Genomic DNA, 11939 nt, shown 5'->3' on the forward strand with positions numbered 1-11939 from the left:
CCAAGGCATGGCCCCAGGGCCGGTTTCCGTGCGCCCATGGCTTTCCATGTATCCGCCCGGCGTCCCGGCCGAAATCGATGTCGCGAGCTGGCGCACCCTCGTGGACATCCTGCGCCTCAGCACGACGGAATGTGCCGCCCGCCCGGCGATCCGCTGTTTCGGAAAGTCCGTCACCTATGCCGAACTCGGCGCCTCCGCCGAGGCGATCGCCGCTTGGCTGGTGGCCGAAGGGTTCGTGAAGGGCGACCGGATCGCCATCATGATGCCGAACGTGCCGGCCTATCCGGCGGCGATCTACGGGATCCTTCTGGCCGGCTGTGTCGTAGTCAATATCAACCCACTCTACACACCGCGCGAACTGACGGTGCAGATCAACGATTCGGGGGCTCGTGCGCTTTTCGTCCTTGAGAATTTCGCCCATACCGTCGCCAGCGCGGGCGCCGACATCAATCTCGACCGTATCGTCGTCGCCGGACCGGGCGACGGCCTCGGCCTCAAGGGGCGGATCGTCGATCTCGTCTCGCGCCATATCAAGAAGGCGGTGCCTTCCTATCGTCTGCCCGAGGGTAAGACGCTGCGCTTCGAGACGGTCCTGCGCCGCGGGCGAGGCCTGCCGAAGGCGTCGGTGACGGTCGGGCCGCTGGATCTCGCGTTCCTGCAATATACCGGAGGGACGACGGGCGCCGCCAAGGCCGCCATGCTGACCCATGCCAACGTCGTCGCCAACGTGGCTCAGTGCCGGGTCTGGTTCAGCGTGTCGGAAACCGACGGGGTCGACCGGATAATGGTCACGGCCCTGCCGCTCTATCACATCTTCGCCCTTACCGGCTGCTTCTTCCTATTCATGAGCATAGGCGGATGCTGCCTGCTCATACCCAATCCCCGCGACGTGGACGGGTTCGTGAAGACCCTGAAGGGCAACCGCTTCACCCATTTCTCCGGGGTGAACACGCTGTTCAACCTGCTCAACAACCATCCGAAGATCGCGGAGGTGGATTTCTCCAGGATCCATTTCGTCATCGCCGGCGGTATGGCCGTGCAGGCTCCCGTGGCGGCCAGGTGGAAGGCGATCACGGGCAAGTCCATCGTCGAGGGCTACGGGCTTTCCGAAACCTCGCCCGTGGTCTGCGTGAACGATCCTCGGGCGGATTGGACCGGCACGATCGGCTTCCCGGTTCCCTCCACCGATGTGGCGATCCGCGATGCCGAGGGCAGGGACGTCCTCCCAGGCGAGCCCGGCGAGCTCTGCGTGCGCGGCCCGCAGGTCATGGCCGGCTATTGGAAACGGCCGGACGAGACCGCGCGGGCGACGACCAGCGACGGCTATTTCCGCACCGGCGACGTGGCAATCCTCCAGGCGGACGGGCAGGTGCGTATCGTCGACCGGATGAAGGACATGATCCTGGTCTCGGGTTTCAACGTCTATCCGAACGAGGTGGAGGAGATCCTCGTAGGCCATCCCGGCGTGCTCGAATGCGCCGTGGTCGGCACGCCATGCGAGGAGACCGGCGAAATGGTCGTCGCGCATGTGGTGCTCAAGGACGGCAGCGTCGGCGTCGAGGCGCTGCGGACCTACGCGCGTCAGCAACTCACCGGCTACAAGGTGCCGAGGCGCGTCGTTTTCCACGACGCGCTGCCGAAGACCAATGTCGGCAAGGTGCTCCGTCGGGCTCTCCGCGACGCGGCGTCGCGCCCCTGACGAGCTCCGCTAATGTAACCGGCGACGGCGTCTCGCCGAACGGTGACGATAGGCCCCGCTTGCACGGATGGGCGGCGGGGTCGATCTTCGTGGGACGAGGCCGCTCTGCGCGGCCATCCCCATCCTTGTTCGAGGACGCCACATGTACATCAAGCGCCGTAGCGGCTGGGAAATGCCTGAGCGCCTCGCCACGCCCGAGAGCGTGTTCCTGAACCGCCGCGCCTTGCTCGGCGGCGCCGCCGGCCTCGCCGCGACGTCCCTTGTGGGCGTCGAGGGCGCCTTCGCCTCCGCCGACCCGACGAGTGGCCTATACCCGGCCGCGCGCAACGAGGCCTTTGCGCTGGACCGTCCGCTGACGGCCGAGAAGTTCTCGGCGGATTACAACAACTTCTACGAGTTCGGCACGTCCAAGACCGTGCTGCCGGCGGCCAACGCGCTCAAGACGAGGCCTTGGACGATCAAGATCGACGGCCTCGTGGAGAAGCCGTTCGAGATCGGGATCGACGATCTCGTCCGGAAGATGGGGCTGGAGGAGCGCCTCTACCGGCACCGGTGCGTCGAGGCCTGGTCGATGTCGGTGCCCTGGACGGGCTTCCCGCTCTCGAAGCTGGTGGCCCTGGCGAAGCCCACATCCGGCGCGAAGTACCTCCGCATGGAGACCTTCATGGACAAGTCCATGGCGCCGGGGCAGCGCTCGTTCCTGTATCCCTGGCCCTATGTGGAAGGGCTGACGATGGAGGAGGCCAACAACGATCTCGCCTTCATCGCTACGGGCATCTACGGCAAGCCGCTAGCCAATCAGTTCGGCGCGCCGATCCGCCTCACGGTGCCGTGGAAGTATGGCTTCAAATCGGTGAAGTCGATCGTGAAGCTGTCCTTCGTCGCCGAGCGGCCGAAGACCTTCTGGGAAGGACTCCAGGCCTCGGAATACGGCTTCTGGGCTAATGTGAACCCGGCGGTCTCACATCCACGCTGGAGTCAGGCATCGGAGCGCGTGCTGGGCACCGACCAGCGTGTTCCGACGCTGATCTACAACGGCTACGGCGAGCAGGTGGCCGGGCTCTACAAGGGACTCGAGAACGAGCGCCTGTTCGTCTGAGCGGGCTTCCGGTCAATAGGTCCAGCGCTGGGCCTTGGCCACGAGGAAGTCGCGGAAGGCCTGCACCCGGGCGACGGAGCGCATCTCTTCGGCATAGACGAGGTAGCTCTCCATATGCGGCATCTCGACGTCGCGCAGCACCTGCATGAGGCCGGTCTGTCCCTCCACGGCGTAGTCGGGGAGGATGCCGATGCCGGCGCCGGTCTCCATCGCGTTCTGCAGGGCGGCGATGTTGTTCACCGTAAAGTGAATCGTCCTCCGTTCCTGGCCTTCGCGGCCCACTGTCGAGAGCCAATGGGTCGCCAGCAGGTAGGACGGCTCGTTGCCGCCGAAGGACACGAGGCGGTGGTTGTCGAGATCCGCGATCGCCTTGGGTTCGCCGAATCGCTTCACGTAATCGGCCGAGGCGAAGGCATGGTAGTGGACCGTGAACAGCCGCCGTTGGATCAGATCGGGCTGGGCCGGGCGCCGCATCCGGACGGCGACGTCCGCTTCGCGCATGGCGAGATCGAGTTCCTCGTTGGTGAGGATCAGTTCGACACGCACGTCGGGATAGAGGTCGAGGAACTCGGCGACGCGCTGGGCGAGCCACGAAGTGCCGAGGCCCGTCGTCGTCGTCACCTTGAGGTCGCCGCTCGGACGCTCGCTCGTCTCCACGAGACGCGCCCTGGTGTTCTCCAGGCGCAGCTTCATGTCCCGCGCCGCCCGGAACAGCAGGTCGCCCTGCTCGGTCAGGATGAGGCCGCGCGCATGGCGGTGGAAGAGAGGGGCCTTCAACTCCCGTTCGAGAGCGCTGATCTGCCGGCTCACCGCCGATTGGCTCAGGCCGATATCGTCGCCGGCACGCGTGAAGCTGCCGGCTTCTGCGACGTTGAGGAAGATCCGGATCTTGTCCCAGTCCACGGCGTCCAACCCCCTCACGCAGCCCCGTGCCGATAGCCGGTCGCCCGATGCCGGACCCTGTACGGTCAAGCATCGGCCCTTGCCGTGTCTCGGCGTGCCCGGCCGCCGTTTCATTCGGTTCGGCCGGGCAACATGGGACGCCGAGCCGATGAAACTCGGCTCACGCTGGTTTTAGGACAACGATCTTGCGATTAGGTTGATGCCCGACGCAAGGCGCCGAACAAAGATTTCCCTATTCCGCTGCAGCCTGCTGTGGGGTTTCGCCGAGTTCGAGGGCCGCGATGTACTTTTCGGCCTCCAGAGCCGCCATGCAGCCCATTCCTGCCGCGGTGATCGCCTGCCGGTAGACATCGTCCGTGACGTCGCCGGCGGCATAGACGCCGGGGATCGCCGTCTCCGTCGTGCCCGGCTTCGTCTCGATGTAGCCGCCGTGACGCATAGCGAGCTGTCCCTCGAAGATCCCCGTCGCCGGCTGATGCCCGATGGCGATGAACACGCCGTCCGCCTTGAGCTCCGTGATCGCGCCCGAGCGCACGTCCTTCAGGCGCAGATGCGTGACCGAAGGCGGCGCCTGCGTGCCACAGATCTCCTCGATCGCGTGATGCCAGACAATTTCGACGTTAGGATGCTTGAACAGGCGCTCCTGGAGAATGCGCTCGGCGCGGAACTCGCCCCGGCGATGCACCACCGTGACCTTCGCGGCGAGGTTGGCGAGGTAGAGAGCCTCCTCCACGGCGGTGTTGCCGCCGCCGACCACCACGACCTCCTTGCCGCGAAAGAAGAACCCGTCGCAGGTGGCGCAGGCCGAGACGCCGAAACCCTGGAACTTGGCCTCGGAGGGAAGGCCGAGCCACTTCGCCTGAGCGCCGGTGGCGATGATGAGCGCATCGCAGGTGTAGGTCTCGCCGGAATCCGCCTCCAGATGGAACGGCCGCGCCTGCAGGTCGACCTTGGTGATGTATTCGGAGACGATCCTGGTGCCCACATGCTCGGCCTGGAGCCGCATCTGCTCCATCAGCCACGGCCCCTGGATCGGGTCGGCGAAGCCCGGATAATTCTCGACATCGGTGGTGATCATGAGCTGGCCGCCGGGCTGGAAGCCGGAGATCAGCAGCGGCTCAACCATGGCGCGGGCGGCATAGATGGCGGCGGTGTAGCCGGCGGGGCCTGAGCCGATGATGATGAGCTTGGAATGGTGGGGGGCCATGGTTCGGACGTCTCCTACGGCCGCGGCGCAGGTGCCAACCCGGCGCGGTGCTCGACAAAGGCACAGGCCATAGCTTCCGCGATGGCCGGTGTGGCGTCGAGGGGGGTGTAATGCAACTCTTCCAGACGACCGGTGAAGGGCTTCAAGGCGCCCACCATCGCCAGTCCGGCAAAGAGCCGCCTGTGCCGGATGTAGGTCTTCGGGAGATCGAAGAGAAGCACCGGCGCACCGCTGCTCACTGCTTCTCCCACCATGTTGGCGGAATCCGACGTGACCACGATGGCGTCGGCGAGAGCGAGCAGGGAGACGTAGGGGTTCGCCCCCGAACCGTCCCAGAAGAAGCCGCCCTTCTCCGCGACGAGGCGCTGAAGCGCCGTCCGCAGGGGCGGCGGCGTCCGGCGGGACACCGTGAGCATGAGCGACGATCCGCCATCGGCGAGTTTCGTCAATTTGGCGAGCAGCCGCTTCATGTCGGCGGAACGATAGCTCAGATGGCGGCTGTCGCCGCCAATCAGCACCGCGACGCGAGGCTTCGGCAACTGGATCAGGCGCGGGTCGGGGGAACGGCGCGCTGCGGCTAGCCGCGCCGCCGTTACCTGATGCGGTGCCGTCAGGGTCGTGAATACGTTAGGCCCGCGAAGGTCGTCGTAATCCGGCACCCAGATGAAATCCGCGGTGTCGTGGCCCGTCCGAGGATCCTTCAGGAAGGCGGTGAAGGTCCGGCCCTTCGACGCCTTGCGGATCGCGCGGAGATAGGGAACCGCGCGGCGTCCCGAGGCGATCACGATTTCGGGAAACGGGCCGGCCAGGGCGCCGCCGCGATGGCCGGGGCGGTCGCGCGGGTCGATCGGCCCCCACGGGGCGAGCCAGCCGAAGGGGGGGCGGGGCGTGACGCGGTGGATCTCGAAATCGAGACCGAGGGTCTCCGCGAGGCCGATACACTGGTTCTCGTCACCGGCTTTTCCGTCGGTGACGATCCACGCTCCCACATGGGCGAGATGGGCCGCGGAGCCGGTGCCGAGTTTTTCTCCAGCAGATCGCATCACGCCGGACGCTCCCAAGATCGACATGGCGGCGTCAGTTCGACGGAAATGCCCGGCGCAGCCAGCCGGCATAATGCTGGGCGATCGCGGCGACGCGGCGACGTTCCGAATCCGGATCGTACCACGCCCCGCCCGAGCTCGATGGCAGCGCGGACAGCTGCGGATGCCGGGCGAGGAACTCACCGCGGCGACCGACGATCAGGGCTTCCCCGTCGAGATAATCGGATTGCGAGCCGCCGCCGAAGCCGCTGCGGCCCCCCTCGCTCCCGGTATAGGGCCGGAGCGACAGGCTCTTGATCCTCACCACCAGAACCGGTCCGGCGCCCCCGATCCTGTCCGCGAATTCGCGGTTCAGCGCGCCGAGAAGATCGTCACGCAACGCTTCCGCGGGAGCGCCGCCGCCTGCCGCCAGAAGCGGCCCCACATCGACGCGGATCGCCGACAGCCGCGTGGCGCCGAAGGACGACAGACCCTCGGCCAGGGTAGGGGAAGCCATGGCCAGGATCGTGACGAGGCCGATCGAAGCCCGCCGCCAGCCCATGATGGACCGGCTGAATACTGTCTGGCGCATGGTCCGAGCCTCGGGCGTCAAACGCCGTACTGGACCGCGACGACCTCGTAGGACTTGCCACCGCCGGGGGTCGTCACCTCCACCGTGTCCCCGACGCCCTTGCCGATGAGGGCGCGGGCGATGGGGGAGGTGATCGAGACCAGCCCCGAACGGACATCGGCCTCAGGCTCGCCAACGAGCTGGTAGGTCTTCTCCTCCTCGGTATCCTCGTCGACGAGCTTAACCGTGGCGCCGAACTTGATCTTAGTGCCCGACAGCTTGGTGACGTCGATGACCTCGGCCCGGGCGATCATGCTCTCGAGTTCCATCACCCGCCCCTCGTTGTGGGACTGCGCCTCTTTGGCGGCATGATACTCGGCATTTTCCGAGAGGTCGCCGAGCGCCCGCGCTTCGGAGATGGCCTGGATGATGCGCTGACGCTCCACCTGCTGGCGATGCTTCAGCTCGGCTTCCAGCGCAGCGAACCCGCGCACCGTCATCGGAACCTTGTCTATCGTCATCGTCTCGCGCCACAATGAATAGGCCCGGTCGGGAGCGGGACGCTCCCTCCGGGCCAGAGTAAGATGGTCTTGAAGCTTGGCATCTGCCGTGTCCGTCAAGACGGACACCACATCAAATGTTAAGCCGCGAAGTATTCCTGCAAGGCGCGCACCTGGAGATCACCCTCGAGATAGGCCTTGATCCCCTCGGCCGCCGCCATCGCTCCGGCTAGAGTGGTGTAGTACGGCACTTTATGCAAGAGGGCCGCCCGGCGCAGGGAGCGCGAGTCCGCCAGGGCGCCTGCACCTTCCGTCGTGTTGAACACGAGCTGGATGTCGCCGTTCTTGATCGAATCGACCACGTGCGGCCGGCCCTCCAGCACCTTGTTCACCCGCTCCGTCGGGACGCCGTTCTCCAGGAGGTAGCGCTGCGTCCCGCTGGTGGCGACGATGACGAATCCGGCCTCCGACAACTCCCGGATGGCCGGCAGGATGCGGGCCTTGTCGGCGTCACGGACCGAGACGAACACCGCGCCGCTCTTCGGCACGAGGGTGCCCGAGCCGAGCTGGCTCTTGGCGAAGGCCACGCCGAAGCTCGAATCGAGGCCGATGACCTCGCCGGTGGAGCGCATCTCCGGTCCGAGCAGGACATCGACGCCGGGGAAACGGGCGAAGGGGAACACGGCTTCCTTGACGGCGATATGTTCGAGGACCTTGGGCTCGAGCCCGAAACTCGCGAGCGGCTCGCCCGCCATGACGCGCGCCGCGATCTTGGCGATGGGCTCGCCGATGACCTTGGCGACGAAGGGCACCGTGCGGGATGCCCGCGGGTTCACCTCCAGCACGTAGATCGCGCCGTCCTTGATGGCGTATTGCACGTTCATCAGGCCGCCGACCTGTAGGGCCAGGGCCATCGCCCTGGTCTGGCGCTCCAGTTCGGCGATGGTCTCTGGCGAGAGCGAGCGTGAGGGCAGCGAGCAGGCGGAATCGCCTGAATGGATGCCGGCCTCCTCGATGTGCTCCATGATGCCGGCGATGTAGACGTCCTTGCCATCGCAGATGGCATCCACGTCGATCTCGGTGGCATCCGAAAGATAGCGGTCGAACAGGAGCGGGTTCTTGCCCAGCACCGTGTTGATCTGGCCGGTCTTGTCGTTGGGATAGCGCGATTTCACGTCCGACGGGATCAGGCTCGGCAACGTGTCGAGGAGATAGTCGGCGAACTGGACCTCGTCGCGAATGATCGCCATGGCGCGGCCGCCCAGCACGTAGCTCGGGCGCACCACGAAGGGCAGGCCGAGATCGGAGGCCACGAGGCGGCTCTGCTCGACGGAATAGGCGATGCCGTTCTTCGGCTGCTTCATCCCGAGCTTGTCGAGGAGCCGCTTGAACTGGTCGCGGTCCTCGGCGAGGTCGATGGCGTCAGGGGAGGTGCCGAGGATCGGCACGCCGGCCGCTTCGAGGGCGCGGGCGAGCTTGAGCGGGGTCTGGCCGCCAAACTGGACGATGACGCCGTGCAGCGTGCCAGCCTGCCGCTCGGTCTCGATGATCTCCAACACATCTTCGGCGGTCAGTGGCTCGAAATAGAGCCGGTCCGACGTGTCGTAATCGGTGGAGACCGTCTCCGGGTTGCAGTTGACCATGATGGTCTCGTAGCCGGCCTCGGTGAGCGCGAAGCAGGCGTGACAACAGCAATAGTCGAACTCGATGCCCTGGCCGATGCGGTTGGGTCCGCCGCCGAGGATGATGACTTTCTTGGCGTCGGTGGGCTGCGCCTCGTCGACCACGGTGCCGGCGAAGGGCGCCACGTAGGTGGAATACATGTAGGCGGTGGGCGCCTTGAACTCGGCCGCGCAGGTGTCGATGCGCTTGAAGACCGGGCGGACGCCCAGCGCCCTGCGGGCGGCGCGGACGCTGTCCTCGTCGGTCTTGGCGAGCACCGCGAGGCGGGCATCCGAGAAGCCCGCCGCCTTGAGCTGGCGCAGGGCGCCGGGTGTAGTGGGGATGCCGTGGGCCTTGACCCGGTTCTCCAGGTCGATGATCGCCTGGAGCTGTTCGAGGAACCACGGATCGATCTTGCACGAGGCGTGGACCTCCTCGTGGCTGACGCCGAGGCGGAGCGCCTGTCCCACCTTCAGGAGACGGTCCGGGGTCGGCGTGCCCAGGGCCGCCTTGATGGCGTTGTGGTCGTCGCCCTTGCCGAGACCCTCGATCTCGATCTCGTCGAGGCCGGTGAGGCCGGTCTCCAGGGAGCGCAGCGCCTTCTGCAGCGATTCGGCAAAGCAGCGGCCGATGGCCATGGCCTCGCCCACCGACTTCATCGCCGTGGTCAGCGTCGGCTCGGCGCCCGGGAACTTCTCGAAGGCGAAGCGCGGGATCTTGGTGACGACGTAGTCGATGGTCGGCTCGAAGGAGGCAGGGGTCGCGCCGCCGGTGATGTCGTTGGCGATCTCGTCGAGGGTGTAGCCCACCGCGAGCTTGGCCGCGACCTTGGCGATGGGGAAGCCCGTGGCCTTGGAGGCGAGCGCGGACGAGCGCGACACGCGCGGGTTCATCTCGATGACGATCATCCGGCCGGTGGCCGGGTCGATGGCGAACTGCACGTTCGAGCCGCCGGTCTCCACGCCGATCTCACGCAGAACTGCGAGCGATGCGTCGCGCATCACCTGATACTCTTTGTCCGTGAGCGTCAGGGCCGGGGCCACGGTGATGGAATCGCCGGTATGGACGCCCATCGGATCGATGTTCTCGATGGAGCAGACGATGATGCAGTTATCGTTCTTATCGCGAACGACCTCCATTTCGTATTCCTTCCAGCCGAGGACGCTCTCCTCGATCAGGACCTCGTTGGTCGGCGAAGCGTCGATGCCGCGCTCGACGATGTCGAGGAACTCTTCCCGGTTGTAGGCGATGCCGCCGCCGGTGCCGCCCATGGTGAAGGAAGGGCGGATGATGGCCGGGAGGCCGACTTCGGCCAGCGCGATCAGCGCCTGCCCGATGGCATGCTCGCCGTAGCGCTTGCGCCGGTCGGACTCGCCCGCGTGCCACTTCTTCTCGAACGCGGCGAGGGCGGCCGGGCGAGCGGCCTCGTCGGTGGAGGTCTCGATCCGGGCGATCTCGGCGAGGTACTTCTCGCGATCCACCTTCTTGGCGGCGGATGCGTTGGCGACGGCCGATTTCGGCGTTTCCAGGCCGATCTTGGTCATCGCGTCACGAAACAATTGCCGATCTTCGGCCTTGTCGATGGCCTCTGCCGTGGCGCCGATCATCTGGACGTCGAATTTTTCGAGGATGCCCAGCTTCTTGAGCGAAAGGGCGCAGTTCAAGGCCGTCTGGCCGCCCATGGTCGGCAGCAGGGCGAAGCCGCCGGGAAGGACGTGGCGCTCCTTCTCGATGATCTTGGCGACGATCTCCGGCGTGATCGGCTCGACATAGGTCGCATCCGCCATGTCCGGGTCGGTCATGATGGTCGCCGGGTTCGAATTGACCAGGACGATCCGGTACCCCTCCTCGCGCAGCGCCTTGCAGGCCTGCGTCCCGGAATAGTCGAACTCGCAGGCCTGTCCGATCACGATCGGACCGGCACCGATAATGAGGATCGTGGAGAGGTCGGTGCGTTTCGGCATCGGGCGCCTTGGCTTGCCGACGCGCGCGTCCGTCAAGCGCGGCGCCACAATCTGGAGCGGGCCGGATATGGACGCGAGCGGCGTGAATGATCGTTAGGGTTCGCGTCTACACGCGGCGGGAGGGTTTTGGAAGAGCGCCGAGAGACTTGGCGACGATTGTGCCCGCCCCGGACGTCTGCCGTTCTGCCGCCAAGGACAATCAAGCTATAATAACTATAAATCTAAGAAGACACAAAATATTGCTCCCTCGACGGAGCCATGTAATTGAGACGATCGGCGCCTTGTCGATCTCGAACAAGTCTAAATCGAGGATAAGAATGATAAAGCTAGGAACGCTCGTGGGCACGCTGGCCCTGTGCATCGCCACCGGCCCAGCCGCTTTCGCCGCCGAGATCACCGTGAAGACCCTCAACAGCGGGCCGGGTGGTCTGATGGTCTTCGACCCTGCCTTCGTGAAGTTGGCGCCAGGCGACAGCATCAAGTTCGTCCCCCAGGACAAGGGGCACAATGCCGAGCTGATCAAGGGCATGGCGCCCGAGGGGGCGGAGACTTTCAAGACCGTCCTGGGCAAGGAGGAGGTCGTCAAGTTCGACAAGCCCGGGGTCTACGGCATCAAGTGCTCGCCGCATTACCTCATGGGCATGATCGCCGTGGTGGTGGTCGGCGACAAGCCGGAGAACCTCGAAGCGGCGAAGGCGGTGACGCACAACAAGCTCGCCGCCAAGCGGTTCGAGCCCCTGCTCGCCCAGGTTCAGTGAGGTGAGAGAGGAGGCGGCGCCTAGCCGCCTCCGACTACCCGCGCGGTGCCGTCAGAGGCCGATATAGAGGGCGGCCACCGCGCGATCGATGGAGAGGTAGAACACGCCGAAGGCCACGGCGGCGGCGGCGGCGAATTCGAGGGCGACGTTGGGCAGGGTCTGCGAGCGGCGCAGGATTTCGCGGCCGAAGAACAGGCTGAGCCAGGCGATGGTGAGGACGACGGGCAGAACGAACAGGAAGGACCAGGTGCTCTCGACGGTTTGGGTGCCGCCGGCCGGGTCGATGAGCGCGCGGATGTTGCGGACCCACGGGGCGTAGCAGGCCGAATACAGGGCGGTCATCCAGGCGAGGGCGACACCCACGCCGAGATGGAACGTGAAGACCCGATGCAGGCGTGAGAAATCATCGCGCGCGTCGTCGAACGTCATGTGGAAAACCCCGTGCTCGTGGCAGCCGGACGATCGTTGCGGCGGCGTTGCCGTGCCCATCGTCATTGGCTTCGGGGAGTGCCGGTCAAAGCCGGGTTTTTTGTGACGGGCGCGGGAACCATTTC

At 65.9% G+C, this 11939-nt stretch carries 10 protein-coding genes; 3 read left to right on the forward strand and 7 right to left on the reverse strand.

Annotated features, from left to right (window positions below; translation table 11 throughout):
- Window positions 1–7 precede the first annotated feature (7 nt).
- Both ASF26_RS18560 and msrP read left to right on the forward strand, forming a co-directional pair.
- The gene (locus tag ASF26_RS18560) at window positions 8–1699 is read left to right on the forward strand and encodes an AMP-binding protein (RefSeq protein ID WP_056257590.1); all 1692 of its coding nucleotides are present in this window, start codon (window positions 8–10) and stop codon (window positions 1697–1699) included.
- A 142-nt stretch (window positions 1700–1841) separates the two neighbouring features.
- Complete coding sequence (gene msrP, locus ASF26_RS18565; protein ID WP_056257438.1) at window positions 1842–2798, forward strand: protein-methionine-sulfoxide reductase catalytic subunit MsrP; 957 nt, start codon at window positions 1842–1844, stop codon at window positions 2796–2798.
- A gap of 12 nt (window positions 2799–2810) precedes the next feature.
- Here the strand turns inward: msrP and ASF26_RS18570 are convergent, their stop codons facing one another.
- The 6 genes from ASF26_RS18570 to carB all read right to left on the reverse strand — a co-directional run bounded on the left by ASF26_RS18570 (window position 2811) and on the right by carB (window position 10627).
- Window positions 2811–3701, reverse strand: coding sequence for a LysR family transcriptional regulator (locus tag ASF26_RS18570; RefSeq protein ID WP_026176123.1), 891 nt, complete (start codon window positions 3699–3701; stop codon window positions 2811–2813).
- A gap of 232 nt (window positions 3702–3933) precedes the next feature.
- On the reverse strand, window positions 3934–4908 hold the full coding sequence (trxB, locus tag ASF26_RS18575; protein ID WP_056257441.1) for a thioredoxin-disulfide reductase: 975 nt from the start codon (window positions 4906–4908) through the stop codon (window positions 3934–3936).
- A 14-nt stretch (window positions 4909–4922) separates the two neighbouring features.
- The gene (locus ASF26_RS18580) at window positions 4923–5951 is read right to left on the reverse strand and encodes a mitochondrial fission ELM1 family protein (protein WP_056257593.1); all 1029 of its coding nucleotides are present in this window, start codon (window positions 5949–5951) and stop codon (window positions 4923–4925) included.
- 34 nt (window positions 5952–5985) lie between these two features.
- On the reverse strand, window positions 5986–6522 hold the full coding sequence (locus ASF26_RS18585; protein ID WP_156463041.1) for a hypothetical protein: 537 nt from the start codon (window positions 6520–6522) through the stop codon (window positions 5986–5988).
- A 17-nt stretch (window positions 6523–6539) separates the two neighbouring features.
- Window positions 6540–7016 (reverse strand): transcription elongation factor GreA, encoded by a 477-nt coding sequence (gene greA / locus ASF26_RS18590; RefSeq protein ID WP_187273304.1) that lies wholly within the window; start codon window positions 7014–7016, stop codon window positions 6540–6542.
- Window positions 7017–7141: 125 nt separating this feature from the next.
- Complete coding sequence (carB, locus tag ASF26_RS18595) at window positions 7142–10627, reverse strand: carbamoyl-phosphate synthase large subunit (RefSeq protein WP_056257446.1); 3486 nt, start codon at window positions 10625–10627, stop codon at window positions 7142–7144.
- Window positions 10628–10944: 317 nt separating this feature from the next.
- Between carB and ASF26_RS18600 the strand changes: the two genes are divergently transcribed.
- Complete coding sequence (locus tag ASF26_RS18600; RefSeq protein ID WP_056257448.1) at window positions 10945–11385, forward strand: pseudoazurin; 441 nt, start codon at window positions 10945–10947, stop codon at window positions 11383–11385.
- A 51-nt stretch (window positions 11386–11436) separates the two neighbouring features.
- Here ASF26_RS18600 and ASF26_RS18605 read toward each other — a convergent pair whose 3' ends face one another.
- Window positions 11437–11814 (reverse strand): hypothetical protein, encoded by a 378-nt coding sequence (locus ASF26_RS18605; RefSeq protein WP_056257450.1) that lies wholly within the window; start codon window positions 11812–11814, stop codon window positions 11437–11439.
- Window positions 11815–11939: the final 125 nt, after the last annotated feature.

It is taken from the genome of Methylobacterium sp. Leaf93, from assembly GCF_001422345.1.
GTDB classification, from domain to species: domain Bacteria; phylum Pseudomonadota; class Alphaproteobacteria; order Rhizobiales; family Beijerinckiaceae; genus Methylobacterium; species Methylobacterium bullatum.